The organism is Enterobacter cloacae complex sp. 372C4 (genome assembly GCF_050030615.1).
GTDB lineage: Bacteria > Pseudomonadota > Gammaproteobacteria > Enterobacterales > Enterobacteriaceae > Enterobacter > Enterobacter intestinihominis.
The window spans coordinates 3,365,964-3,390,838 of sequence record NZ_JBLGUQ010000001.1 but is presented as its reverse complement, the minus strand read 5'-3'; the positions used below and the strand labels follow the sequence as shown (position 1 = coordinate 3,390,838).

General features: G+C 52.3%; 26 protein-coding genes and 1 pseudogene. 22 read left to right on the top strand and 5 right to left on the bottom strand.

Annotated features, from left to right (window positions below):
* Positions 1-233 precede the first annotated feature (233 nt).
* The 7 genes from ACQG11_RS16515 (at position 234) to ACQG11_RS16485 (ending at position 6,209) form a co-directional block, all read left to right on the top strand.
* Positions 234-1,139, top strand: a complete 906-nt coding sequence (locus ACQG11_RS16515) for an amino acid ABC transporter substrate-binding protein (RefSeq protein WP_022647438.1) — start codon at positions 234-236, stop codon at positions 1,137-1,139.
* Positions 1,140-1,294: 155 nt separating this feature from the next.
* Positions 1,295-2,035: a glutamate/aspartate ABC transporter permease GltJ gene (gene gltJ, locus ACQG11_RS16510; protein ID WP_015571133.1), complete on the top strand. Its 741-nt coding sequence runs from the start codon at positions 1,295-1,297 to the stop codon at positions 2,033-2,035.
* Positions 2,035-2,709 carry a glutamate/aspartate ABC transporter permease GltK gene (gene gltK / locus ACQG11_RS16505; RefSeq protein ID WP_022647437.1) on the top strand — a complete coding sequence of 225 codons (675 nt, stop codon included), beginning with the start codon at positions 2,035-2,037 and terminating at the stop codon, positions 2,707-2,709. Before gltJ ends, gltK begins: the two co-directional genes overlap by 1 nt.
* Positions 2,709-3,434, top strand: a complete 726-nt coding sequence (locus ACQG11_RS16500) for an amino acid ABC transporter ATP-binding protein (RefSeq protein ID WP_006809622.1) — start codon at positions 2,709-2,711, stop codon at positions 3,432-3,434. The genes gltK and ACQG11_RS16500 overlap by 1 nt, the downstream gene beginning before the upstream one ends.
* A gap of 119 nt (positions 3,435-3,553) precedes the next feature.
* Positions 3,554-4,489 carry a pyrimidine-specific ribonucleoside hydrolase RihA gene (rihA, locus tag ACQG11_RS16495; RefSeq protein ID WP_023299593.1) on the top strand — a complete coding sequence of 312 codons (936 nt, stop codon included), beginning with the start codon at positions 3,554-3,556 and terminating at the stop codon, positions 4,487-4,489.
* Between the two features lie 303 nt (positions 4,490-4,792).
* Positions 4,793-5,323, top strand: coding sequence for a hypothetical protein (locus tag ACQG11_RS16490; protein ID WP_426728590.1), 531 nt, complete (start codon positions 4,793-4,795; stop codon positions 5,321-5,323).
* A gap of 406 nt (positions 5,324-5,729) precedes the next feature.
* Positions 5,730-6,209 carry an Hcp family type VI secretion system effector gene (locus ACQG11_RS16485; protein WP_022647434.1) on the top strand — a complete coding sequence of 160 codons (480 nt, stop codon included), beginning with the start codon at positions 5,730-5,732 and terminating at the stop codon, positions 6,207-6,209.
* A 134-nt stretch (positions 6,210-6,343) separates the two neighbouring features.
* Here the strand turns inward: ACQG11_RS16485 and ACQG11_RS16480 are convergent, their stop codons facing one another.
* On the bottom strand, positions 6,344-6,826 hold the full coding sequence (locus ACQG11_RS16480) for a zinc ribbon-containing protein (RefSeq protein WP_032621827.1): 483 nt from the start codon (positions 6,824-6,826) through the stop codon (positions 6,344-6,346).
* Positions 6,827-7,040: 214 nt separating this feature from the next.
* Here ACQG11_RS16480 and leuS point away from each other — a divergent pair, with 214 nt between their 5' ends.
* The 14 genes and pseudogenes from leuS (at position 7,041) to lipA (ending at position 21,995) form a co-directional block, all read left to right on the top strand.
* Complete coding sequence (gene leuS, locus ACQG11_RS16475; RefSeq protein WP_015571136.1) at positions 7,041-9,623, top strand: leucine--tRNA ligase; 2,583 nt, start codon at positions 7,041-7,043, stop codon at positions 9,621-9,623.
* A gap of 14 nt (positions 9,624-9,637) precedes the next feature.
* On the top strand, positions 9,638-10,207 hold the full coding sequence (gene lptE / locus ACQG11_RS16470; RefSeq protein ID WP_426728589.1) for an LPS assembly lipoprotein LptE: 570 nt from the start codon (positions 9,638-9,640) through the stop codon (positions 10,205-10,207).
* Complete coding sequence (holA, locus tag ACQG11_RS16465; protein WP_063138041.1) at positions 10,207-11,238, top strand: DNA polymerase III subunit delta; 1,032 nt, start codon at positions 10,207-10,209, stop codon at positions 11,236-11,238. Before lptE ends, holA begins: the two co-directional genes overlap by 1 nt.
* Entirely contained in the window at positions 11,231-11,896 is a 666-nt protein-coding gene (gene nadD / locus ACQG11_RS16460; RefSeq protein WP_023299589.1) for a nicotinate-nucleotide adenylyltransferase, read from the top strand. The genes holA and nadD overlap by 8 nt, the downstream gene beginning before the upstream one ends.
* Before the next feature lie 268 nt (positions 11,897-12,164).
* Entirely contained in the window at positions 12,165-12,482 is a 318-nt protein-coding gene (gene rsfS, locus ACQG11_RS16455) for a ribosome silencing factor (RefSeq protein ID WP_003858696.1), read from the top strand.
* A gap of 3 nt (positions 12,483-12,485) precedes the next feature.
* Positions 12,486-12,953, top strand: a complete 468-nt coding sequence (gene rlmH / locus ACQG11_RS16450) for a 23S rRNA (pseudouridine(1915)-N(3))-methyltransferase RlmH (RefSeq protein ID WP_003858701.1) — start codon at positions 12,486-12,488, stop codon at positions 12,951-12,953.
* Between the two features lie 28 nt (positions 12,954-12,981).
* On the top strand, positions 12,982-14,883 hold the full coding sequence (gene mrdA, locus ACQG11_RS16445; RefSeq protein ID WP_015571138.1) for a peptidoglycan DD-transpeptidase MrdA: 1,902 nt from the start codon (positions 12,982-12,984) through the stop codon (positions 14,881-14,883).
* A 2-nt stretch (positions 14,884-14,885) separates the two neighbouring features.
* Entirely contained in the window at positions 14,886-15,998 is a 1,113-nt protein-coding gene (mrdB, locus tag ACQG11_RS16440; protein WP_022647428.1) for a peptidoglycan glycosyltransferase MrdB, read from the top strand.
* Between the two features lie 16 nt (positions 15,999-16,014).
* Positions 16,015-17,121 carry an endolytic peptidoglycan transglycosylase RlpA gene (gene rlpA / locus ACQG11_RS16435; RefSeq protein ID WP_426728588.1) on the top strand — a complete coding sequence of 369 codons (1,107 nt, stop codon included), beginning with the start codon at positions 16,015-16,017 and terminating at the stop codon, positions 17,119-17,121.
* A gap of 139 nt (positions 17,122-17,260) precedes the next feature.
* Positions 17,261-18,472, top strand: coding sequence for a D-alanyl-D-alanine carboxypeptidase DacA (dacA, locus tag ACQG11_RS16430; protein WP_003858714.1), 1,212 nt, complete (start codon positions 17,261-17,263; stop codon positions 18,470-18,472).
* Positions 18,473-18,579: 107 nt separating this feature from the next.
* Positions 18,580-18,843: a DUF493 family protein YbeD gene (gene ybeD, locus ACQG11_RS16425; RefSeq protein ID WP_003858718.1), complete on the top strand. Its 264-nt coding sequence runs from the start codon at positions 18,580-18,582 to the stop codon at positions 18,841-18,843.
* 94 nt (positions 18,844-18,937) lie between these two features.
* Complete coding sequence (lipB, locus tag ACQG11_RS16420) at positions 18,938-19,579, top strand: lipoyl(octanoyl) transferase LipB (protein WP_023299587.1); 642 nt, start codon at positions 18,938-18,940, stop codon at positions 19,577-19,579.
* A 291-nt stretch (positions 19,580-19,870) separates the two neighbouring features.
* Positions 19,871-20,823: pseudogene (locus ACQG11_RS16415) on the top strand (YbeF family transcriptional regulator).
* 206 nt (positions 20,824-21,029) lie between these two features.
* On the top strand, positions 21,030-21,995 hold the full coding sequence (lipA, locus tag ACQG11_RS16410) for a lipoyl synthase (RefSeq protein WP_006809637.1): 966 nt from the start codon (positions 21,030-21,032) through the stop codon (positions 21,993-21,995).
* 80 nt (positions 21,996-22,075) lie between these two features.
* Here lipA and tatE read toward each other — a convergent pair whose 3' ends face one another.
* A complete protein-coding gene (gene tatE / locus ACQG11_RS16405; RefSeq protein ID WP_022647424.1) occupies positions 22,076-22,279 on the bottom strand; it encodes a twin-arginine translocase subunit TatE in 204 nt (67 codons plus the stop codon).
* Between the two features lie 128 nt (positions 22,280-22,407).
* Positions 22,408-23,196 (bottom strand): deaminated glutathione amidase, encoded by a 789-nt coding sequence (locus tag ACQG11_RS16400; RefSeq protein ID WP_023299586.1) that lies wholly within the window; start codon positions 23,194-23,196, stop codon positions 22,408-22,410.
* Positions 23,197-23,263: 67 nt separating this feature from the next.
* Between ACQG11_RS16400 and crcB the strand changes: the two genes are divergently transcribed.
* Complete coding sequence (gene crcB, locus ACQG11_RS16395) at positions 23,264-23,647, top strand: fluoride efflux transporter CrcB (protein ID WP_017382474.1); 384 nt, start codon at positions 23,264-23,266, stop codon at positions 23,645-23,647.
* 219 nt (positions 23,648-23,866) lie between these two features.
* Here crcB and cspE read toward each other — a convergent pair whose 3' ends face one another.
* Positions 23,867-24,076, bottom strand: a complete 210-nt coding sequence (cspE, locus tag ACQG11_RS16390) for a transcription antiterminator/RNA stability regulator CspE (RefSeq protein WP_002439184.1) — start codon at positions 24,074-24,076, stop codon at positions 23,867-23,869.
* Between the two features lie 190 nt (positions 24,077-24,266).
* Positions 24,267-24,842 carry a lipid IV(A) palmitoyltransferase PagP gene (gene pagP, locus ACQG11_RS16385; RefSeq protein WP_426728587.1) on the bottom strand — a complete coding sequence of 192 codons (576 nt, stop codon included), beginning with the start codon at positions 24,840-24,842 and terminating at the stop codon, positions 24,267-24,269.
* Between the last annotated feature and the right edge of the window lie 33 nt (positions 24,843-24,875).

The window sequence follows — 24,875 nt, the reverse complement described above, 5'->3', positions numbered from 1 at the left end:
TTGTCGCACCAGCATGGATCTCCGGTAGCACCGAAACGGTGCAACGAGAGATTATTGCCTCTGAATGGTGCGGCGCGCTTCGCAAAAATAAACAATAACGCAGCAAAATCTTTACATTAAGCCAGACTAAATGTTAACAAGCTTGCATAACACTGCACTCGCATTGCGCGAGATATAACAACATCACAATGGGTATCAAAGCGTCACTGGCGCTGATAAGAAAGGAGTTGGGTATGCAATTACGTAAACTGGCCACAGCAATGCTGGTTATGGGAATGTCTGCGGGCATCGTTCACGCTGAAGACGCTCCGGCAGCAGGAAGCACTCTCGACAAGATTGCCAAAAACGGCGTGATCGTGGTCGGCCACCGTGAATCTTCTGTCCCGTTCTCTTACTACGACAACACGCAAAAAGTCGTGGGCTATTCACAGGATTACTCCAACGCCATCGTTGAAGCCGTGAAGAAAAAGCTGAACAAACCTGACCTGCAAGTGAAGCTGATCCCCATCACTTCACAGAACCGTATTCCTCTGCTGCAAAACGGCACATTTGATTTTGAATGTGGCTCAACCACCAACAACCTTGAGCGTCAGAAACAGGCCGCTTTCTCGGACACCATCTTCGTTGTAGGCACCCGCCTGCTGACGAAGAAAGGCGGCGATATCAAAGATTTTGCTGACCTGAAAGGCAAAGCGGTTGTCGTGACCTCCGGTACCACGTCCGAAGTGCTGCTGCACAAGCTGAACGACGAGAAGAAAATGGACATGCGCATCATCAGCGCGAAAGATCACGGCGACTCCTTCCGTACCCTGGAAAGCGGTCGTGCCGTTGCGTTTATGATGGATGACGCTCTGCTGGCAGGCGAGCGCGCCAAGGCGAAGAAACCAGACAACTGGGAAATCGTCGGGACTGCGCAGTCGAAAGAAGCTTACGGCTGTATGCTGCGTAAAGGCGATGAAGGCTTCAAAAAGCTGATCGATGACACCATCGCTCAGGCGCAAACCTCTGGCGAAGCGGCAAAATGGTTCGACAAATGGTTCAAGAACCCAATTCCACCAAAAAACCTGAACATGAACTTTGAACTGTCTGACGACATGAAAGCGCTGTTCAAATCACCAAACGACAAAGCTCTTAACTAACTAGAACGACAGGGGCGGGATCTCCTGCCCTCTCGATTGTCGGGAAGCATGGACAGACTATACGTTGAGTGGTCGTTCCCCACTCAGCGCAAAAATTGAGCTTCTCACCAATCTTCGAGGGTAGCGCTGCTACCCTCTTTTTTCTGGAGTTTACTATGTCAATTGACTGGAACTGGGGCATCTTTCTGCAACAAGCCCCGTTCGGCAACACCACCTATCTCGGCTGGCTGTGGAGCGGCTTTCAGGTTACCGTTGCGTTATCGATAACGGCGTGGATTATCGCGTTTCTTGTCGGTTCGCTGTTCGGTATTCTGCGTACCGTCCCTAACCGTTTTCTCTCTTCGATTGGCACGCTCTATGTGGAACTGTTCCGTAACGTTCCGCTGATCGTGCAGTTCTTTACCTGGTATCTGGTGATCCCGGAACTGCTGCCGGAAGATCTCGGCATGTGGTTCAAGGCCGAGCTGGATCCTAACGTACAATTCTTTGTCTCCTCCATGCTGTGTCTGGGACTGTTCACCGCTGCGCGCGTCTGCGAGCAGGTGCGTGCCGCCATACAGTCACTGCCACGCGGACAAAAGAATGCGGCACTGGCGATGGGCCTGACCCTGCCACAAGCCTACCGTTACGTACTGCTGCCTAACGCTTACCGCGTCATCGTTCCGCCGATGACCTCCGAGATGATGAACCTGGTAAAAAACTCGGCCATCGCCTCAACCATTGGTCTGGTAGATATGGCGGCGCAGGCGGGCAAACTGCTGGATTACTCCGCTCACGCATGGGAATCCTTCACGGCAATCACGCTCGCCTATGTTCTGATTAACGCTTTCATCATGCTGGTGATGAACCTGGTTGAACGCAAAGTACGCCTGCCGGGCAATCTGGGGGGCAAATAATGTACGAATTTGACTGGAGTTCCATTGTTCCCTCCATGCCCTATCTGCTGGATGGACTGGCGATCACCTTAAAGATCACCGTAATCGCCATTATCGTCGGTATTGTCTGGGGCACCCTGCTGGCAGTGATGCGCCTGTCGAGCTTTAAACCGCTCGCCTGGTTTGCTACGGCTTACGTTAACGTGTTCCGCTCCATTCCACTGGTCATGGTGCTGTTGTGGTTTTACCTGATTGTTCCCGGCTTTTTACAGAACGTGCTGGGACTGTCGCCGAAAACCGATATCCGCCTGATCTCTGCCATGGTGGCATTCTCTATGTTTGAAGCCGCCTACTACTCCGAGATCATCCGCGCAGGTATTCAGAGTATCTCGCGCGGGCAGTCCAGCGCTGCGCTGGCGCTCGGTATGACGCACTGGCAGTCCATGAAGCTTATTATTCTGCCACAGGCGTTTCGCGCCATGGTTCCGCTGCTGCTGACGCAGGGCATCGTCCTGTTCCAGGATACCTCCCTGGTCTACGTGCTGAGCCTGGCAGACTTCTTCCGTACCGCCTCCACCATTGGCGAACGTGACGGAACGCAGGTTGAGATGATCCTCTTCGCGGGCGGGGTCTATTTTGTGATTAGTTTAAGCGCATCGCTGTTGGTCAGCTGGCTGAAGAAAAGGACCGTATAATGATTTCCCTGAAAAATGTTTCTAAATGGTATGGGCACTTTCAGGTGCTGACCGACTGCTCAACAGAAGTGAAAAAAGGCGATGTGGTGGTGGTATGCGGCCCGTCCGGCTCCGGTAAGTCGACGCTTATCAAAACCGTTAATGGGCTGGAACCTGTCCAGCAGGGCGAGATTGTCGTTAACGGCACCAAAGTGAATGACCGCAAAACCAACCTTGCCCAGCTTCGCTCCCACGTTGGGATGGTGTTCCAGCATTTTGAGCTGTTCCCTCACCTCTCCATCATTGAGAACCTGACGCTGGCGCAGGTGAAAGTGCTGAAGCGCGACAAAAAAGCGGCGCGTGAAAAGGGACTGAAGTTGCTGGAACGCGTCGGGCTGTCTGCACATGCGGATAAGTTCCCTGCGCAGCTTTCAGGTGGCCAACAGCAGCGCGTGGCAATCGCGCGTGCGCTGTGCATGGATCCGGTGGCGATGCTGTTTGATGAGCCGACGTCCGCGCTCGATCCTGAGATGATCAACGAAGTGCTGGACGTTATGGTGGAACTGGCGCACGAAGGGATGACCATGATGGTGGTGACGCACGAAATGGGCTTCGCCCGTAAAGTGGCCAACCGTGTGATCTTCATGGATGAAGGGAAAATTGTTGAAGACTCACCGAAAGAAGAGTTCTTCGCAAATCCTAAATCTGAACGTGCAAAAGACTTCCTCGCCAAAATCCTGCATTAATCTTTTTAGTGCGCAATCTGTGGATTGCGCACTGCTTCACGCTTTAGATCTCTTTTTCTATTCGGCGTCACATCGCAGCGTTAACCTTGTCACAAATAATGCTAAGAATGGAGAACGCCATGGCACAGCCTATTATTCTCGACTGCGATCCTGGTCATGATGACGCAATCGCACTCGTCCTTGCTCTTGCCTCCCCTGAACTGGACGTAAAAGCTGTCACCTCCTCTGCAGGGAACCAGACGCCGGATAAAACCCTGCGAAACGTGTTGCGCATGTTAACGCTGCTAAAACGCACCGATATTCCGGTCGCAGGTGGCGCCATTAAGCCGCTAATGCGCGAGCTGATCATTGCGGATAACGTTCACGGTGAAAGTGGGCTGGATGGCCCGGCGCTGCCGGAGCCGGGTTTCGCACCACAAAACTGCACTGCCGTCGAGCTCATGGCGAAAGTTCTGCGTGAAAGCGCAGAGCCCGTGACGCTGGTGGCGACCGGCCCGCAGACCAACGTAGCGCTGCTGCTGAACAGCCATCCTGAACTGCACAGCAATATCGCCCGTATCGTCATCATGGGCGGGGCAATGGGGCTGGGGAACTGGACGCCAGCCGCGGAGTTCAACATCTTTGTTGACCCGGAAGCCGCAGAAATCGTCTTCCAGTCGGGCCTGCCGATTGTGATGGCGGGGCTGGACGTTACCCACCGCGCACAAATTATGGCGCAGGACATCGAACGATTTCGTACTGTGGGTAACCCGGTTGCAACAACCGTGGCAGAGCTGCTCGATTTCTTTATGGAGTATCACAAAGCCGAGAAGTGGGGATTCCACGGCGCCCCGCTGCATGACCCATGCACAATCGCCTGGCTACTGAAGCCGGAAATGTTTACCACGGTCGAGCGTTGGGTTGGTGTGGAAACACAGGGGAAATATACCCAGGGAATGACGGTGGTGGACTATTACTCGCTGACGGGAAACAAGCCGAATACCACAGTGATGGTGGATATCGATCGGAAAGCGTTTGTGGATTTGCTGGCGGAGAGGCTGGCTTATTATATTTAGGCCGGCAAGCAAAAAAACAATTGGGCATTCCAGGCAGTTCTGTCGCCTGATGCCACGACATATCTCTCTCCTGCAAAGAATCTCCTGAAATCAATGTTCATAAAGTAAGCAAATAAAAAATCCTTTATGATTTTAGCTAACCCCTCAAGCTTTCATTCATAACAACAATTATTACTTACGACCAATTCAACTCAATAATAAATAGGAGACATTTTTTGCGATTTTTTTCAAAAATGAGATAAGCATCGCTTTGTTTAATAATGACATGCTCGATGATCGAATGATCATAGCAAAGGAGCAGTTATGTATTACAGCGAAGAGATCATTAAGCGCATTGGAACTGATAAAGAGCTAGCTGTTCGTTTAGATAAAGCATTAATGGGGGTTAAACAGGGTGTTGTAGATTATGTAAACGGTCTTGGTGACGCCACAACACGGTTACTTTATTATACATCCTGTCTTACAGACAACTATCAGGATGTATGTAAAAAACTTGGGTCTGAAGATATAAGGTTTATTTGCGCTCTGTATGAACTTATCAAGCATAGAGATATTATATTCAGGATGTTGAAAATATATATTGAAACTATCCTAAAAAATAAAAACGAGACCGAAAAGAAAACAATTCTTCAGAAACTAACACCATTTACAACAAATTATTCTATTAAATACATTTCAAAAAATGGTTTAATTTACGCTGTAGCGTCGTATATATGCTACGGGAACAAGATGAATTTAGCTGTACAAAATGCATTAATGAAAAAAAATAGTAAGCAGAGTCGGGTGGATTGTAGGGGGATTAAATATTTATGGAATTGTACAACGTGCTGCTGAGAGTGCAGATAATCTGAAAAATTTCTGTCCTTTATTTTATAATGCATTATACATGGAAGGTTTAGAAATGATGTATTTTTTAATAGAGCCCATAATCATGAAGTCAGGTTATTTAAATATTAACACGGCATCTGATGAAGAAATTGTCAGAGCACTAAAAAGAATGATGTGACAATGCTTACTTTAATAAATAGCTTTTTGAGGAGTTGTATACGCCGTTTTTTTAATAGCATAAAAGATGATTGCATTAATAATATTATAGGTTTTGGAATGGTTTCCCTTATCGCCATAATTTCCATTTCTGTTTCGGCTCTCATCGACAATAATAAAATAGCATTCGGAATTATCGCTTTAATAGTGACACTTATACTTTTGCCAATATTGTTTTATAAAGGAAAATAATCAAATGTCTATACCGGCGCATATTTGGTTCACCGATGACAACGGCTCACCTTTGATTGGTGAATGTTTAATGCCAACACGATTGGGTTCAACTGAACTTAAATCGTTCAACCATTCCGTATGGATCCCGACAGATCATAACACCGGCAAACTCACGGGAACTCGCCTTCATGTGCCGATCAGGTTTGAAAAAGAAATAGACCGTCTAACACCATACTTATTCAGGGCTGTATGTCAGGGAAGAATATTGAAAGAAGCTGTAATAAAAATGTATAAGATTAATGACGCTGGAATCGAGATGGAATATTTTAATATAATACTGGAAAACGTAAAGATAACACAAATTTCTCCTGTTCTATTCCCAATAGGTATTGCAAGTAAACATATGGAAGAAGTTGAAATTCGATATGAATCTATAGAATGGAAATATACTGATGGAAATATAATGTTCAAAGATTTGTGGAATGAAAGAGTCATAGCATAAAAGAAAAGGACTGCTGGAGTTGCTTTCTGTTTTGCTTTTACCTTGTGCGGCCTGATGCCCTCACCCCGGCCCTCTCCCACAGGGAGAGGGAGCAGACACTAAAAACGGCAACGACGTTGCCGTTTTGCTTTTACCTACGGCTCAAACGGCCGACGCTGGAACTGGTCGTGCCCGCATTTCGGACACAGCGACAGCACCTCCGGCGTATAAACGGCGATATGGTGGTGGCACTTCTCACACACCAGGTTCCCCAGCCCCACCACTTCGCCGCTGTGATAGACACCGTGGTGGTTTAAATCCTGGAACACCTCGCGCCACTCCAGTTGGGTTTTATCGGTAATATCCGCCAGCTCCTGCCACAGGCTCTCTTTAATTACCCGCATAAAAACACTGTCGGCGATTTCGTCCTGGCTCTCTTCATAGCTTCGCGCAAACTCTTCCAGGTCGCGGCGCACGGCGCGCGTCACCTCTTCCACTTCGGTTCGCGATAACTCACCCGTTTGCGTCACGCGTGCGCGTGCCTGTTCGACCAACGCGTCGATATCACGCTCGCCATTACGCAGCCTTTCCGTCAGAGTCGCTACCAGTTCACGGTAAAATTGAGCAACCTTGTTCATCATTTTGCCTCCCGGGTAAGTAACTGTCTCTAATAATAGACCTTATTTCGTCGCCGCTTTGTCAGGTGAAGCACAGACCCGGTAAATTCCTGCAAAGTGCATTTGCGTGAAAGGCTGTTTTGACGCGGGCGTTTGGGCTATGCTATGCGGATCTGAATTACCACATCCATTGGCTACATTTGTAGCTGTATTGAACACAGGACCACTGGCTGCCATGCAAGAGCAATACCGCCCGGAAGAGATAGAATCAAAAGTCCAGCAACACTGGGACGAGAAGCGCACCTTTGAAGTAACCGAAGACGAGAGCAAAGAGAAGTATTACTGCCTGTCGATGCTTCCCTATCCTTCTGGTCGACTACACATGGGCCACGTGCGTAACTACACCATCGGTGACGTGATTGCACGCTACCAGCGTATGCTGGGCAAAAACGTACTTCAGCCTATCGGCTGGGATGCGTTCGGCCTGCCTGCTGAAGGCGCGGCGGTGAAAAACAACACGGCACCGGCTCCGTGGACGTACGACAACATCGCGTACATGAAAAACCAGCTGAAAATGCTGGGCTTTGGCTATGACTGGAGCCGCGAGCTGGCAACCTGTACCCCGGAATACTACCGCTGGGAGCAGAAGTTCTTCACCGAGCTGTATAAAAAAGGCCTGGTCTACAAGAAAACGTCCGCCGTTAACTGGTGCCCGAACGACCAGACCGTTCTCGCGAACGAGCAGGTTATCGATGGCTGCTGCTGGCGCTGTGACACCAAAGTAGAGCGTAAAGAGATCCCGCAGTGGTTTATCAAAATCACCGCCTACGCTGACGAGCTGCTGAACGATCTGGATAATCTGGATCACTGGCCTGACACCGTTAAGACCATGCAGCGCAACTGGATCGGCCGTTCCGAAGGTGTGGAAATTACCTTTAACGTAGAAAACTACGACCAGACGCTGACCGTCTACACCACCCGTCCGGACACCTTCATGGGCGCGACCTACCTGGCCGTGGCCGCAGGTCATCCGCTGGCGCAAAAAGCGGCGGAAAACAATCCGGAGCTGGCGACCTTTATCGACGAATGCCGCAACACGAAAGTGGCCGAAGCCGACATGGCGACGATGGAGAAAAAAGGCGTTGATACCGGCTTCAAAGCGATCCACCCGCTGACGGGCGAAGCGATCCCTGTCTGGGCCGCCAACTTCGTACTGATGGAATACGGCACAGGCGCCGTGATGGCCGTGCCGGGTCACGATCAGCGTGACTACGAATTTGCCACCAAATACGGCCTGACCATCAAGCCTGTGATCCTGGCGGCTGACGGTTCTGAACCCGATCTCTCTGAGCAAGCGCTGACTGAAAAAGGCACCCTGTTTAACTCCGGTGAGTTCAGCGGCCTGAGCTTCGAAGAGGGCTTCAACGCCATCGCCGACAAACTGGCCTCCCTGGGCGTGGGCGAGCGTAAAGTGAACTACCGTCTGCGCGACTGGGGCGTTTCCCGTCAGCGTTACTGGGGTGCGCCAATCCCAATGGTGACCCTGGAAGACGGCACCGTGATGCCAACGCCGGAAGATCAGCTGCCGGTGATCCTGCCGGAAGACGTGGTCATGGACGGCATCACCAGCCCGATCAAAGCCGATCCTGAGTGGGCAAAAACCACCGTCAACGGTCAGCCAGCGCTGCGTGAAACCGACACCTTTGACACCTTTATGGAATCCTCCTGGTACTATGCGCGCTACACCTGCCCGCAGTACAAAGAAGGCATGCTGGATTCCGATGCTGCAAACTACTGGCTGCCGGTAGACATCTATATCGGTGGCATTGAACACGCCATCATGCACCTGCTCTACTTCCGCTTCTTCCACAAACTGATGCGTGACGCAGGCCTGGTCAACTCCGACGAACCGGCAAAACAGCTGCTGTGTCAGGGTATGGTGCTGGCAGATGCGTTCTACTACGTTGGCGCGAACGGTGAACGTAACTGGGTTTCTCCGGTTGATGCGATTGTGGAGCGCGACGAGAAAGGCCGTATCGTGAAGGCGAAAGACGCCGAAGGTCATGAACTGGTTTATACCGGCATGAGCAAGATGTCCAAGTCTAAAAATAACGGTATCGACCCGCAGGTGATGGTTGAGCGTTACGGCGCTGACACCGTGCGTCTGTTCATGATGTTCGCCTCCCCGGCAGATATGACGCTGGAATGGCAGGAATCCGGCGTTGAAGGGGCAAACCGCTTCCTGAAACGCGTCTGGAAACTGGTTTACGAGCACACCTCACAAGGTGATGCGCCAGCGCTGAACGTGGCTGCACTGAGCGAAGATCAGCAGGCGCTGCGTCGTGATGTTCATAAAACCATTGCGAAAGTCACCGATGATATTGGTCGTCGTCAGACCTTCAATACCGCAATTGCGGCTATTATGGAACTGATGAACAAGCTGGCGAAAGCCCCGCAGGACGGCGAGCAGGATCGCGCGTTAATGCGCGAAGCGCTGCTGGCGGTCGTTCGCATGCTGAACCCGTTCACGCCGCACGTTAGCTTCACCCTGTGGCAGGAGCTGAAAGGCGAAGGGGATATCGACAACGCGCCGTGGCCAGTGGCGGATGAATCCGCTATGGTGGAAAACACCACGCTGGTTGTGGTGCAGGTTAACGGTAAAGTGCGCGGTAAAATTACCGTCGCGGTCGACGCAACCGAAGAACAGGTTCGCGAGCGCGCAGGCCAGGAGCATCTGGTCGCGAAATACCTTGAGGGCGTTACCGTACGTAAAGTGATCTACGTACCCGGTAAACTGCTGAATCTGGTCGTTGGCTAAGCGCGGGAGGAAACGTGCGACACCTGGCAACAATACTCTTATCTCTGGCGGTGCTGGTCACCGCTGGCTGCGGCTGGCACCTGCGCAATACCACGGCAGTGCCTGCTCAGATGAAAACAATGATCTTCGACTCATCCGATCCGAATGGACCGCTGAGCCGGGCCATTCGTAACCAGCTGCGTTTGAACGATGTTGAGCTGATCGAGAAGGGAACCCTGCGTCAGGATATTCCTTCGCTCCGCGTCCTGAAATCAACGCTGTCACAAGACACGGCATCGATCTTCCAGGATGGACGAACCGCGGAATATCAAATGGTGCTTACCGTTGATGCGGCCGTTTTAATGCCAGGTAAAGATATTTACCCTATCAATACCAAAGTCTACCGCTCGTTCTTCGATAACCCGCAGACGGCCCTGGCAAAAGACGCCGAACAGCAGATTATCATCAAGGAAATGTATGATAAGGCCGCGGAGCAACTGATCCGCAGACTGCCTGCCATTGCCGCGTCGACGAAAAAAGGCGCTGACGTTATCGAAACACCGGATGCCAGCACGCCGGATATGCCAACGTCGCTGGGTAACTGATGATCAGGTTGTATCCTGAACAACTCCGCGCGCAGCTCAACGAAGGGCTGCGCGCGGCCTATCTGCTACTCGGCAATGACCCCCTGTTACTTCAGGAAAGCCTTGATGCGGTTCGCCATGCGGCAGCCGCGCAGGGTTTCGATGAGCATCATACGTTCCAGATCGATAACAGTACCGACTGGAACGCTATCTTCTCGCTTTGTCAGGCCATGAGCCTGTTTGCCTCTCGTCAGACAATCCAGATCGTGCTGCCAGAGAATGGTCCTAACGCGGCCATCAATGAACAGCTGACCATGCTGGTGAGTTTATTACACGGCGATCTGCTGCTTATCGTACGCGGTAACAAGTTCACGAAAGCGCAGGAAAACGCGACCTGGTTTACCCAGCTTGCTACCAATGCGGTACTGGTCACCTGCCAGACGCCAGAACAGGCGCATCTGCCAAAATGGGTTGCCGCGCGCGCAAAGCTGCACAATCTGCAACTGGATGATGCCGCCAGCCAGCTCCTTTGCTATTGCTATGAAGGCAACCTTCTGGCACTGGCGCAGGCGCTGGACAGGCTCGCCCTGCTGTGGCCCGATGGCAAGCTGACGCTACCGCGCGTGGAACAGGCGGTGAATGATGCCGCGCACTTTACTCCCTTCCACTGGGTTGATGCGCTGCTGTCGGCGAAAAGTAAGCGAGCCCTGCACATACTGCAACAGCTGCGCCTGGAAGGGAGTGAGCCGGTCATTCTGCTCCGCACGCTCCAGCGCGAATTACTGCTGCTGAACAACCTTAAACGTCAGTCGGCACATACGCCCCTGCGCGCCTTATTCGATAAACATCGCGTCTGGCAGAACCGTCGGGCGATGACCACGGAGGCGATAAACCGCCTGAGCCAGGAGCAGTTGCGTCAGGCAGTGCAACTTCTGATGCGCGCCGAACTGACGTTAAAACAGGACTACGGCCAGTCTGTCTGGGCGGAGCTGGAGAGCCTCTCTTTGCTGCTCTGCCATAAGGCGCTGGCAGACGTATTTATCGATGGGTGATATGCATTCTTTACAGGCAATGTATGGCGGGACCTTCGACCCGGTACACTATGGGCATCTTAAGCCGGTAGAAATCCTCGCGAATTTGATTGGGTTGCAGCGGGTAATCATCATGCCCAACAATGTTCCTCCGCATCGTCCTCAGCCAGAAGCAACCAGCGAGCAGCGCAAAGCGATGCTCGCGCTGGCTATCGCAGATAAGCCTCTCTTCACGCTGGATGAGCGCGAATTGCGCAGGGATACCCCTTCCTGGACATCGCAAACGCTGCGGGAGTGGCGCGCTGAGCAGGGGCCCATGCAACCGCTGGCGTTTATCATCGGCCAGGATTCCTTGCTCAACTTTCCCAGCTGGTACCAGTACGAAACCATTCTGGAAAACAGTCATCTGCTGGTCTGCCGCCGTCCGGGCTACCCGTTGACCATGCGCGACGCGCAGCATCAGCAGTGGCTTGACGCGCATCTGACGGACAATATAGAAGACCTGCACAGTCTACCCGCCGGGAAAATTTACCTCGCTGAAACGCCGTGGTTTGATATTTCCGCGACCCTCATCCGCGAGCGTCTCCAGCAGGGTTTAGACTGTGACGATCTCCTGCCCTCGCCCGTGCTGGCCTATATCCACGCACACGGTTTGTATCAGAAAAGTACAGATGCCTGATCATCACCGGCGAAATTGTCTGTTAATGTTTATCCTGCCTTGACAGGCTAAGCCATACTGATATCCTCCGCTGCCAGACTTTCCCGCCGATCGCTGCTTTACAGAAATTGTTTTACAAAAATGGCGATGCAATCTCAGGCGGAGGGTGGGATGATACCCGCCTTCAAAAGCCGGGCGGTGACATTTGTCCCGCGACTGGCGTCAGTTCAGGTATACTGACTGGCCACGAATTCATAGTTGTACAATCTCATTCACCCAGGGGGAAAACTTGCAGGGTAAAGCACTCCAGGATTTTGTTATCGACAAAATTGATGACCTGAAAGGTCAGGACATCATCGCTATCGACGTTAAGGGTAAATCCAGCATCACCGACTGCATGATCATCTGCACCGGGACCTCAACTCGTCACGTTGTTTCGATTGCTGACCATGTTGTTCAGGAATCGCGCGCGGCAGGGCTGCTTCCGCTGGGCGTTGAAGGTGAAGCGACCGCTGACTGGGTGGTTGTCGATCTCGGCGATGTGATTGTCCACGTCATGCAGGAAGAGAGCCGTCGCCTGTATGAGCTGGAAAAACTCTGGGGTTAATGCGTGAAGTTGCAACTGGTCGCCGTCGGCACCAAAATGCCGGACTGGGTACAAACCGGTTTTACTGAGTATCTGCGTCGTTTCCCAAAAGATATGCCGTTCGAACTGGTGGAGATCCCAGCAGGAAAGCGCGGCAAGAACGCAGATATCAAACGTATTCTCGATAAAGAGGGAGAGCTGATGCTGGCTGCCGCAGGCAAAAACCGCATCGTGACCCTCGATATCCCGGGAAAACCCTGGGATACGCCGCAGCTGGCGCACGAACTGGAGCGCTGGAAGCAGGATGGTCGTGATGTCAGTCTGTTGATTGGCGGACCAGAGGGGTTATCTCCCGCCTGCAAAGCGGCAGCAGAACAAAGTTGGTCACTCTCGGCGCTGACGTTGCCCCACCCGCTTGTGCGGGTTCTCGTGGCAGAAAGTTTGTATCGCGCATGGAGCATCACTACCAACCACCCTTATCACCGCGAGTAATGACTGACCAGGGTAATTTAAGCAGCGGATGAAACTACAGAATTCTTTTCGCGACTATACGGCTGAGTCCGCGCTGTTTGTGCGCCGGGCGCTGGTCGCCTTTACGGGGATTTTGCTGCTTACCGGCGTGCTGATCGCCAACCTCTATAATCTGCAAATTGTCCGCTATACCGATTACCAGACCCGCTCAAACGAAAACCGTATCAAGCTGGTGCCCATCGCGCCCAGCCGCGGCATTATCTACGATCGTAACGGCACCCCGCTGGCGCTAAACCGCACCATCTACCAGATAGAGATGATGCCGGAGAAAGTGGATAACGTGCAGGATACGCTGAACGCGCTGAGAAGCGTTGTCGACCTGACTGATGACGACATCGCTGCGTTCAAAAAAGAGCGCGCACGTTCTCACCGCTTCACCTCTATTCCGGTAAAAACCAACCTGACGGAAGTGCAGGTCGCCCGTTTTGCCGTTAACCAGTACCGTTTCCCCGGTGTGGAAGTCAAAGGCTATAAACGTCGCTACTATCCTTACGGCTCCGCGCTGACGCACGTCATAGGCTACGTCTCCAAAATTAACGATAAAGACGTCGAACGCCTTGATAAAGACGGCAAGCTGGCTAACTACGCCGCAACCCATGATATTGGCAAGCTTGGGATTGAACGTTATTACGAAGATGTCCTGCACGGTCAGACCGGGTATGAAGAGGTTGAAGTTAACAACCGTGGCCGCGTGATCCGTCAGCTCAAAGAGGTTCCCCCACAGGCGGGACATGACGTTTATCTGACGCTCGACCTGAAGCTACAGCAGTATATCGAAACGCTGCTGGCGGGTAGCCGGGCCGCCGTGATCGTGACCGACCCGCGTACCGGCGGTATTCTGGCGATGGTTTCTATGCCAAGCTACGATCCGAACCTCTTCGTGGATGGCATCTCCAGCAAGGATTACTCCGGCCTGCTCAACGATCCAAACACCCCGCTGGTGAACCGCGCCACGCAGGGGGTTTATCCTCCAGCCTCAACGGTAAAACCGTATGTCGCCGTTTCTGCGCTGAGCGCGGGCGTCATTACCCGTAATACCAGTCTGTTTGACCCTGGCTGGTGGCAGTTACCTGGCTCTGAAAAACGCTACCGTGACTGGAAAAAATGGGGTCACGGCCATCTAAACGTGACCAAATCACTGGAGGAGTCGGCGGATACCTTCTTCTATCAGGTCGCCTACGACATGGGTATTGATCGTCTGTCTGAATGGATGAGCAAATTCGGCTACGGACATTACACCGGTATAGATTTGGCGGAAGAACGTTCCGGCAACATGCCAACCCGCGAATGGAAGCTGAAGCGCTTTAAAAAACCCTGGTATCAGGGTGATACCATTCCGGTGGGGATCGGCCAGGGCTACTGGACGGCAACGCCGCTGCAAATGAACAAGGCGATGATGATCCTCATCAACGATGGCGTTGTGAAAGTACCGCACCTGCTGCAAAGCACCGTAGAAGACGGCAAAAAAGTGCCATGGATACAGCCGCACGAGCCGCCGGTGGGTGACATTCATTCCGGGTACTGGGAAATCGCGAAAGACGGGATGTATGGCGTAGCCAACCGCCCTAACGGGACGGCGCACAAATATTTCGCTGGCGCACCGTATAAGGTTGCCGCGAAATCAGGTACGGCTCAGGTCTTCGGTCTGAAAGCGAATGAAACCTATAACGCACATAAAATTGCCGAACGTCTGCGTGACCACAAGCTCATGACGGCGTTTGCCCCTTATGATAACCCGCAGGTTGCGGTGGCGATGATTCTTGAGAACGGCGGCGCAGGCCCGGCGGTGGGTACCATCATGCGTCAAATCCTCGACCACATCATGCTGGGTGATAACAACACCGAACTGCCAGCTGAAAACCCGGCAGCCGCTGCGGCGGAGGACCAATAATCATGACGGATAATCCGAATAAAAAATCGCTGTGGGACAAGATCCACATCGACCCTGCCATGCTGCTGATCCTGCTGGCTCTGCTGGTGTACAGCGCCCTCGTTATCTGGAGCGCCAGCGGCCAGGATATCGGCATGATGGAGCGTAAAGTTGGCCAGATCGCCATGGGTCTGGTCATTATGGTGGTGATGGCCCAAATACCACCGCGCGTGTATGAGGGCTGGGCGCCTTATCTCTATATTTTCTGTATCATTTTGCTGGTGGCAGTAGATGCGTTCGGTGCTATCTCGAAGGGGGCGCAACGCTGGCTGGATCTGGGGATTGTCCGCTTCCAGCCGTCAGAAATCGCCAAAATCGCCGTTCCGCTGATGGTGGCGCGCTTCATTAACCGCGACGTCTGCCCGCCGTCGTTGAAGAATACCGCCATTGCGCTGGTGCTGATTTTCCTGCCGACGCTGCTCGTGGCCGCACAGCCTGACCTCGGTACCTCGATTCTCATCGCCCTCTCCGGCCTGTTCGTCCTGTTCCTGTCCGGCCTGAGCTGGCGTCTGATCGGCATCGCGGTGGTCCTGCTGGCTGCCTTTATTCCTATTCTCTGGTTCTTCCTGATGCATGATTACCAGCGCCAGCGCGTGATGATGCTGCTCGATCCCGAGACCGATCCGCTGGGAGCAGGCTATCATATTATTCAGTCGAAGATTGCGATTGGCTCCGGCGGCCTGCGCGGAAAAGGCTGGCTGCACGGGACTCAGTCGCAGCTCGAATTTTTACCGGAACGCCACACCGACTTTATCTTTGCCGTTCTGGCTGAGGAGTTAGGGCTGGTTGGCATCCTGGTTCTGCTTGCACTCTACGTGCTGTTGATCATGCGTGGGCTCTACATTGCCGCACGCGCACAGACCACCTTTGGCCGGGTTATGGCGGGTGGATTAATGTTGATTTTGTTCGTTTATGTCTTCGTAAATATTGGTATGGTGAGTGGTATTCTGCCGGTTGTTGGCGTACCGCTGCCGCTGGTGAGTTACGGGGGCTCGGCACTGATCGTGTTGATGGCCGGGTTTGGTATCGTCATGTCGATCCATACCCACAGGAAAATGTTGTCCAAAAGCGTATAAAAATAAGGGGATCGCAATGCGTAAGCAGTGGCTGGGGATCTGCATCGCAGCAAGTTTACTTGCCGCCTGTACAAGTGATGATGGTCAGCAACAGGCAACCGTCGCGCCGCCGCAGCCTGCGGTCTGTAATGGCCCGATTGTTGAAATTAGCGGTGCCGATCCCGTTTATGAACCGCTGAACGCCAGCGTGAATCAGGATTATCAGCGCGACGGTAAAAGCTATAAAATCGTTCAGAATCCTTCCCGTTTCAGCCAGGCCGGCTTTGCTGCCATCTATGACGCTGAGCCAGGCAGCAATCTGACCGCGTCAGGTGAAACCTTCGATCCGATGCAGATCACGGCGGCACACCCGACACTGCCTATTCCAAGCTATGCGCGCATCACTAACCTGGCGAATGGCCGGATGATCGTGGTACGTATCAACGATCGTGGCCCTTACGGCAACGATCGCGTGATCTCCCTGTCACGCGCGGCAGCCGACCGTCTGAATACCTCAAATAATACAAAAGTGCGTATCGACCCGATTATCGTGGCTCAGGATGGTTCGCTGTCTGGCCCGGGCACGGCCTGTACCACGGTCGCGAAACAGACCTACGCCCTGCCCGCGCGCCCGGATCTAAGCGGTGGTATGGGGGGCGCTTCAATGCCAGCAGAGCCCGCGCAGCCGCAGGGTGAAGTGCACGCCATCAGCAACGATACGCTACAAAGTGAAGATGCGACAGGCGCCCCGGTGAAAAGCAGTGGTTTCCTTGGTGCACCCACCACGTTAGCGCCGGGCGTGATTGAATCAAATGAACCTGCCCCAGCGCCTGCGCCCGTTGTTGCTGCACCCGCTACACAACCCGCCCCGGTGACCGCACCGGCTGCTACGCAGACTGCGGCGCCTGCGACGGCGAGCGGCAGCTACGTGGTTCAGGTTGGCGCCGTCAGCGATCGGGCCCGTGCAGAGCAGTATCAGCAGCGTTTAAGCCAGCAGTTTGGCGTGCCAGGCCGCGTTGAGCAAAACGGTGCGGTATGGCGTATCCAGATGGGTCCGTTTGCCAGCAAATCGCAGGCAGCGTCCCTGCAACAGCGTTTGCAGAGCGAGGCGCAGCTCCAGTCGTTTATCGCTGTTGCGAAGTAATTAATCGGTGGTATCCGAAATGTCAGTTTGTGTAAACCACGTTAACACTCTCATGATGAAAGTCGGATGCCTGCCCGTATAGCATTTGCTATAGTAAGGCACTTTTTTTAATTCCATCACGGATGTCGTAGTTCTGACCATGAAGACCACTTTTTCTGCTCGTTTTGTGCAGCGCATGGCGCTGACCACGGCCCTTTGCGCTGCTGCGTTCTCCGCAGCTCACGCGGATGACCTGAACATCAAGACCATGATCCCTGGCGTTCCGCAGATCGACGCGGAATCCTACATCCTGATTGATTACAACTCCGGCAAAGTTCTGGCAGAACAGAACGCCGATGCCCGCCGCGACCCGGCCAGCCTGACCAAAATGATGACCAGCTATGTTATCGGCCAGGCCATGAAAGCGGGTAAATTTAAAGAAACCGATCTGGTGACTATCGGTAACGATGCGTGGGCAACCGGCAACCCGGTGTTCAAAGGTTCATCGCTGATGTTCCTGAAGCCAGGCATGCAGGTTCCGGTCTCTCAGCTTATCCGTGGCATCAACTTGCAGTCCGGTAACGACGCCTGCGTGGCAATGGCCGATTTTGCAGCGGGCAGCCAGGACGCGTTTGTGGGCCTGATGAACAGCTACGTCTCTGCGCTGGGCCTGAAAAACAGCCACTTCCAGACCGTTCACGGCCTGGACGCCGAAGGTCAGTACAGCTCCGCGCGTGACATGGCGCTGATCGGTCAGGCGCTGATCCGCGACGTGCCAAACGAGTACTCTATCTATAAAGAGAAAGAGTTCACCTTCAACGGCATTCGTCAGACCAACCGTAACGGCCTGCTGTGGGACAATAGCCTGAACGTCGACGGCATCAAAACTGGTCACACCGACAAAGCCGGCTATAACCTGGTGGCTTCTGCCACTGAAGGCCAGATGCGTCTGATCTCTGCCGTGATGGGAGGCCGCACGTTTAAAGGACGCGAAACGGAAAGTAAAAAACTGCTGACCTGGGGCTTCCGCTTCTTCGAAACCGTGAATCCGCTGAAAGCCGGTAAAGAATTTGCCTCTGAACCTGTCTGGTTTGGCGATAACGACCGTGCTTCCCTGGGTGTGGACAAAGATCTCTATCTGACGATCCCACGCGGTCGTATGAAAGATCTGAAAGCCAGCTACGTGCTGAATACCACCGAGCTGCACGCCCCGCTGCAAAAGAATCAGGTCGTGGGTACCATCAACTTCCAGCTGGATGGAAAAACCATCGATCAGCGCCCGCTGGTGGTGCTGGAGGAAATTCCTGAAGGCAATTTCTTCGGCAAAATCATTGATTACATTAAGCTGATGTTCCATCACTGGTTTGGTTAAAAATTGAACACTTGAAAGTGTGATTTTGATCCCCATATACTACGTATCAGTAAAACTCCCGCCCCGTGGCGGGAGTTATTATTTTTTATACACACGCCGGAGCTGACATGAAAACCAAACTTAACGAACTGCTTGAATTCCCTACCCCTTTTACTTACAAAGTAATGGGTCTGGCGAAACCTGAGCTGGTTGATCAGGTGGTTGAAGTGGTACAGCGCCATGCGCCGGGCGACTACTCTCCTTCAGTCAAACCGAGCAGCAAAGGTAACTACCACTCGGTCTCAATCACCATCACTGCGACACACATTGAGCAGGTTGAGACGCTGTACGAAGAGCTCGGCAATATTGAAATTGTTCGTATGGTGCTGTAGTCCTTCTGCGGTTACCCGGTTTGCCGGGTAACCCACTTCCCCGCTGTGATATACTCCCCGTTACCTATTCTCCCTTGTCTTCGGAGACATCCTTTTGTACCAGGATAAAATTCTTGTCCGCCATCTTGGGCTACAGCCTTACGAGCCTGTCTCTCAGGCTATGCATGACTTTACCGACAGGCGCGATGACACCACGCCTGATGAAATCTGGCTGGTTGAACACCTGCCGGTGTTCACTCAAGGCCAGGCAGGAAAAGCCGAACATTTATTGATGACGGGCGATATCCCGGTGATCCAGAGCGATCGCGGTGGACAGGTGACCTACCACGGCCCGGGCCAGCAGGTGATGTATGTTCTGCTTAACCTGAAACGCAGAAAGCTGGGCGTGCGTGAGCTCGTGACCTTACTGGAGCAAACCGTGGTGAATACGCTGGCTGAGTACGATATTGACGCTCACCCTCGCGCCGATGCCCCGGGCGTTTATGTGGGAGAGATGAAGATCTGTTCGCTGGGGCTGCGTATCCGAAAAGGCTGCTCGTTCCACGGGCTGGCGCTGAATATCAATATGGATTTGGCCCCCTTCCAGCGCATCAACCCATGTGGGTATGCCGGTATGGAAATGACGCAAATGCGCCAGTGGGTCGATACCGCCACGCCTGACAATATCCGGCCCGTGCTTCTGAAGAACTTTTTAGCACTGCTTAACAATCCCACCTACGAATATATTGCTGCTTAACTTACCTCGGGCAGTGGCTCAATTATTTGACCAGCCACTGCTTAATTACCGCATTTACGCTTTACAATAAACCGCATATTCTATATTTTCGAGTCGCCCATATATTAGCGTCACATATTAATTAGAACCTTAATAGAACCATCACCGGGTTTCGTGTAACGTGCGTGACAATCACCCAACTGCTTGTTTTCGATAAATAATGGAAACTTACTAAACACTTTACGAATCTCTGCAAGCATAATAAATAAATTCAACTATCATTCATATTGTGAATGGATACGGAGTAAGAGCGTGGAGCCTACTAATTTACCAGCCAAACGCCTGAATGAAACCAGCGGCGAAGATAAGCCGCAAATTTTTCGGACTTTACGTAATATTGATCTCAATTTATTGACTATTTTTGAGGCGGTATATGTCCATAAAGGTATCGTTAATGCTGCGAAAATTCTTAATCTCACGCCCTCTGCTATTAGCCAGTCAATTCAAAAATTGCGCGCGATATTTCCCGATCCGTTATTTATTCGTAAAGGCCAGGGCGTAACCCCAACTGCGTACGCCACCCATCTGCACGAGTACATCAGCCAGGGTCTGGAATCAATACTGGGCGCGCTGGATCTCACCGGCAGTTATGATAAGCAACGAACTATCACCATAGGCACCTCTCCCTCAGTGGGCGTTCTGGTCATGCCGGCCATCTATCAGGCGGTGAAACAGCATGCGCCACAGTTGCTTATTCGCAACGTGCCCGTCACCGATCCGGAAACACAGCTGGCGCAATTCCAGACGGACCTGATCATCGACGGCAATAGCTTTACGGCCAGAGCGTTAGGGCATAACGTACTTTATACCGACACGCTGGCGCTCGTTTGTCGTCAGGCTCACCCTGCGTTGAGCGCACCTTTGACGCCAGAAAATTTGCGCCATTACGAACATGCGACATTTATGTCCGAAGGACAGGGTCAGGATCCTCTGCGACAACGTATTGACGAACTCTTCCCGGACCGTCCGATCAGCTTTAGCAGTTACAATATGTTTACCCTCGCGGCCCTGATTGGCAGCAGCGACTTGCTCTGTATCATGCCTGTGCGTCTCTTCACTTTGCTTCAAAAGTGCTGGCCACTGGAGAGCATTCCATTAAGTCAACTTACGACGGAATCTATTGAAATCTACTGCATTACAACAAGCTAAGCCTGCGCGATCCGGTGCTGGAAAACGTCATCAATGTGATCCGCCAGACTTTTTGATCCGCCTTTCAGCGTAAGGCCCTGCCGCATGCGGGGCAAAAGGCACAAAACAACAACTATTTTACAAATTGGCGACCTGGCAGGCTGCTTTACCGCCCCTTTAAATGTTATACTGCCTGTCGTTCGTTCAAAAATAGTTGATAATTACAACATTCCCTTGAATTGAAACGCTTTCCTTCGATATTCGCAACTGGAACACGCACGCTATGAGTAAACCCATTGTGATGGAACGCGGTGTTAAATACCGCGATGCCGATAAAATGGCCCTTATCCCGGTTAAAAACGTGGCTACAGAGCGCGAGGCGCTGTTAAGAAAACCGGAATGGATGAAAATTAAACTTCCGGCTGACTCTTCGCGTATTCAGGGGATCAAAGCGGCGATGCGCAAAAATGGCCTCCACTCTGTCTGTGAAGAGGCCTCCTGCCCTAACCTTGCTGAATGTTTCAATCACGGTACCGCGACGTTTATGATTCTGGGTGCCATCTGCACCCGCCGCTGTCCGTTCTGTGACGTTGCTCATGGCCGTCCTGTTGCGCCTGACGCTAACGAACCGCAAAAACTGGCGCAGACCATTGCCGATATGGCGCTGCGTTATGTTGTTATCACCTCCGTTGACCGTGACGATCTGCGCGATGGCGGTGCTCAGCATTTCGCTGACTGCATTACCGCCATCCGCGAAAAAAGCCCGAACATTAAGATTGAGACGCTGGTGCCGGACTTCCGTGGCCGTATGGACCGCGCGCTCGATATCCTGACCGCGACGCCACCAGACGTGTTCAACCACAACCTGGAGAACGTACCGCGTATCTACCGTCAGGTGCGTCCAGGTGCAGATTACAACTGGTCGCTGAAGCTGCTGGAGCGCTTTAAAGAAGCCCATCCGCATATTCCTACCAAGTCTGGCCTGATGGTGGGACTGGGTGAAACCAACGCTGAGATCATTGAAGTGATGCGCGATCTGCGCCGCCACGGCGTCACCATGCTGACGCTGGGGCAGTACCTACAGCCAAGCCGTCACCACCTGCCTGTACAGCGTTACGTGAGTCCGGATGAGTTCGATGAAATGAAAGCCGAAGCGATGGCGATGGGCTTTACCCACGCTGCGTGCGGTCCGTTTGTTCGCTCCTCTTATCACGCCGATATGCAGGCGAAGGGCGAAGAAGTGAAATAAAGCTGTAAAACTTATTTACAGTAAAACAAAAAACCGGCCTCGTGAGCCGGTTTTTTTATGCAAGCCTTGCAGCATTGCCATTACTCTTTGTGTGAAAGCTTCTGTGCTGCGATGTCATCTTCGGCACTTTTCTTCGCTGCCGCGTCGTCATCGTTCATTGCTTTCTTAAAGCCTTTAATGGCAGCACCCAGGTCTCCACCCAGCGTGCGTAACTTCTTGGTACCGAACAGCAGGACGACCAGTGCGGCAACCACCAGCAGTTTGGTAATACTAATCTCACCCATAAATACCTTCTTTACATGAAACAGGCTGCATTCAGCGCCAAAGAAACCTGAACGTATTAACGGTCATCAGGCGCGCGCACACAATAGCAATCTGTAACAAGGTGAATCAAGCATTGTTGAAAAAAACATCATATTAATTGCGGTGGCGCAAACCTGCGGTTGCGCAGAACAGGTAATTGCTGACGCGCAAGCGTTATTCGTGCTGACGTTATCTCTGTCAGCAGTAAAGCAGGCGCTTCCGCCGCCGCGGCTACGGTCACTCCCAGCGGATCGACAACCCTGCTCTGCCCGATATTTTTATTGCCACATTCACCCGCAGCCACTACATAGCAGGTGGTGTCCAGCGCGCGTGCGGCCAGTAGCGTTACCCAGTGATGCTCCTTAAGCGGTCCTCTGACCCACGCGGCGGGCAGAACCAGCACCTCGGCCCCCTGTAGTGCCAGGTTCAGCGCCAGCTCCGGAAAACGGATATCGTAGCAGGTCATCAGGCCAACCTTAAAACCCTCCACCTCAATCAGCGGCGGAATTACACTCCCCGGATCGACCAGTCGCGACTCCTGGACGCTGAACGCATCATACAGATGAAGTTTGGCGTAGCTTGCGACAATTGTGCCTTCACGTATCGCCACCAGCGTGTTCACCGCCCGCCCCGGCGTGGAGGGAACATGGATAGTCAAAATGGTGGTGAGCGCGTTACCGACGCTTTCGGCCAGCAGTCGTTTCAGAAACGCCCCTTCCAGCATTTGCGCAGACTTTACCGACAGGTCCGGATCGCCATCATCGCGCGCCAGTAACGCTTCAGGAAGCACCAGCAGCGCCGCCCCTTTTTGCTTCGCCTGGTTCATCAGGGAGATGCACTTGTCCGCGTTTTCATTCCAGTCCGGCGTCACCGCAAACTGCCCTACTGCAACATACATAATTGTCTCCCGGTTAAAAACAGCGTTACACTCGACGCACTTACACAGCAAATAGCAGGTATTGACAGTGTTACAACTACTTATAGCCGTTTTTATTGGTGGGGGCACGGGTAGCGTTGCGCGCTGGCTCTTAAGCATGCGGTTTAACCCGCTGCATCAGGCCATTCCGATGGGGACACTGGCGGCAAACCTGATCGGGGCATTTATCATCGGGATGGGGCTGGCGTGGTTTAATCGCATGACCAACATCGACCCTATGTGGAAGGTATTGATTACGACCGGTTTCTGCGGCGGTTTAACGACGTTTTCTACCTTCTCTGCGGAGGTGGTGTTTCTGTTTCAGGAAGGCCGGATGGGCTGGGCGCTGACGAACATTGCCGTTAACATGCTTGGCTCGTTTGCGATGACTGCGATCGCATTCTGGTTATTTTCCTCCGCCAGCGGACATTAAGCGCGACAACCTTAATGTTGGCTTAATTTTTCTCTGTCATTCTTGGCTCAATATTGAACGAGGGTGATAGCATGAGAGAGAATCTGTCATGCGTGGGTATGGTATTGCTAAGCGTCGCGATCGTCGCCAGCTTTCTGAAGATCTATCTTTTTGGTTGATTCATAACGAAAAAAACCCGCTCATTGAGCGGGTTTTGAAATTCTTGCTGACGCGTCTGAATTACAGAGCGATTACGTTAGCAGCAGAAGGGCCTTTGGCACCGTTAGTGATTTCGAACTCTACGCGCTGACCTTCAGCCAGAGTTTTGAAACCATTAGACTGGATTGCAGAGAAGTGTACGAACACGTCTTTGCTGCCATCTTCAGGAGTAATGAAACCGAATCCTTTGGACTCATTAAACCACTTAACGTTACCTTTAATCTTAGACATCAAAATTACCTTTACATTAAAAAACGACACAAATGCTGTGTCGGGTATCAGTACAACAATTGTGAGGCGTTTTGTCCAGCGGATCTTTGATAAAAAGTGACAAAAGTCGCGTTAATTTTCGCTGTCCGATTTTTATCCTTTACATTTCAATGTCTGTGCGTTTTTTGGCCGATTTACCAGACAAATGCAGTTAAAACTGAAACCGCATCCAGGCAAAGTAAACGTTACCGTTGTTATACGTACCCGGTATGTAGGTCATCTGAAACGTTGCCGGACCATAGCCGATGGAGGCAAGCGGCAACAGTACCGGAACAGGAATGTATTTCCAGTTATCACGCGCCGTAAACCCTGCCGTATAGCCCAGTCCCAGACGGAAGTTGTCGTCTGATAACGGACGCCAGGTTTTTTCCCAGCCGTAGCCACCAATAGGCTCCCATTTATTGTAGGAGTCCTTAAACGCCATCAGGTACAGGCCATGCCAGTTACCTTTTTCATCCCAGCGAGACTGACCGAAACCAGCCCCCCACGGACGCTCGTTATAACGGTCTGTTTTTTCTTTATCGTAGGCAAAACGTGCATGCCACGTAATGGCCGGAATATAGAGATCGTAATGTTCAGGTTCGTTCCATGTTTGCGCAACGTTATCCGTGAAGGTGGTGAACCCGCTTTTATCCGCTGTATTGCTCTGTGCATTAACAGCAGACGCAAATGATAACTGCGCAATAATAAACAATAAAATCAGGGGGAATTTAATTCGTACAATCACAATGCCATTACCATATTTAGTATTCGGTGCAGA

Excerpts from the sequence above, each read along its gene's own strand:
- nadD (WP_023299589.1), top strand. The coding sequence starts at position 11,231 with ATGGGTGATATGCATTCTTTACAGGCAATGTATGGCGGGACCTTCGAC.
- mrdB (WP_022647428.1), top strand. The coding sequence starts at position 14,886 with ATGACGGATAATCCGAATAAAAAATCGCTGTGGGACAAGATCCACATC.
- cspE (WP_002439184.1), bottom strand. The coding sequence starts at position 24,076 with ATGTCTAAGATTAAAGGTAACGTTAAGTGGTTTAATGAGTCCAAAGGA.
- ACQG11_RS16480 (WP_032621827.1), bottom strand. The coding sequence starts at position 6,826 with ATGAACAAGGTTGCTCAATTTTACCGTGAACTGGTAGCGACTCTGACG.
- ACQG11_RS16400 (WP_023299586.1), bottom strand. The coding sequence starts at position 23,196 with ATGTATGTTGCAGTAGGGCAGTTTGCGGTGACGCCGGACTGGAATGAA.
- ACQG11_RS16485 (WP_022647434.1), top strand. The coding sequence starts at position 5,730 with ATGTCTATACCGGCGCATATTTGGTTCACCGATGACAACGGCTCACCT.
- gltK (WP_022647437.1), top strand. The coding sequence starts at position 2,035 with ATGTACGAATTTGACTGGAGTTCCATTGTTCCCTCCATGCCCTATCTG.
- lipA (WP_006809637.1), top strand. The coding sequence starts at position 21,030 with ATGAGTAAACCCATTGTGATGGAACGCGGTGTTAAATACCGCGATGCC.
- leuS (WP_015571136.1), top strand. The coding sequence starts at position 7,041 with ATGCAAGAGCAATACCGCCCGGAAGAGATAGAATCAAAAGTCCAGCAA.
- tatE (WP_022647424.1), bottom strand. The coding sequence starts at position 22,279 with ATGGGTGAGATTAGTATTACCAAACTGCTGGTGGTTGCCGCACTGGTC.
- ybeD (WP_003858718.1), top strand. The coding sequence starts at position 18,580 with ATGAAAACCAAACTTAACGAACTGCTTGAATTCCCTACCCCTTTTACT.
- dacA (WP_003858714.1), top strand. The coding sequence starts at position 17,261 with ATGAAGACCACTTTTTCTGCTCGTTTTGTGCAGCGCATGGCGCTGACC.
- rlpA (WP_426728588.1), top strand. The coding sequence starts at position 16,015 with ATGCGTAAGCAGTGGCTGGGGATCTGCATCGCAGCAAGTTTACTTGCC.
- gltJ (WP_015571133.1), top strand. The coding sequence starts at position 1,295 with ATGTCAATTGACTGGAACTGGGGCATCTTTCTGCAACAAGCCCCGTTC.
- mrdA (WP_015571138.1), top strand. The coding sequence starts at position 12,982 with ATGAAACTACAGAATTCTTTTCGCGACTATACGGCTGAGTCCGCGCTG.
- ACQG11_RS16515 (WP_022647438.1), top strand. The coding sequence starts at position 234 with ATGCAATTACGTAAACTGGCCACAGCAATGCTGGTTATGGGAATGTCT.
- rihA (WP_023299593.1), top strand. The coding sequence starts at position 3,554 with ATGGCACAGCCTATTATTCTCGACTGCGATCCTGGTCATGATGACGCA.
- holA (WP_063138041.1), top strand. The coding sequence starts at position 10,207 with ATGATCAGGTTGTATCCTGAACAACTCCGCGCGCAGCTCAACGAAGGG.
- ACQG11_RS16500 (WP_006809622.1), top strand. The coding sequence starts at position 2,709 with ATGATTTCCCTGAAAAATGTTTCTAAATGGTATGGGCACTTTCAGGTG.
- ACQG11_RS16490 (WP_426728590.1), top strand. The coding sequence starts at position 4,793 with ATGTATTACAGCGAAGAGATCATTAAGCGCATTGGAACTGATAAAGAG.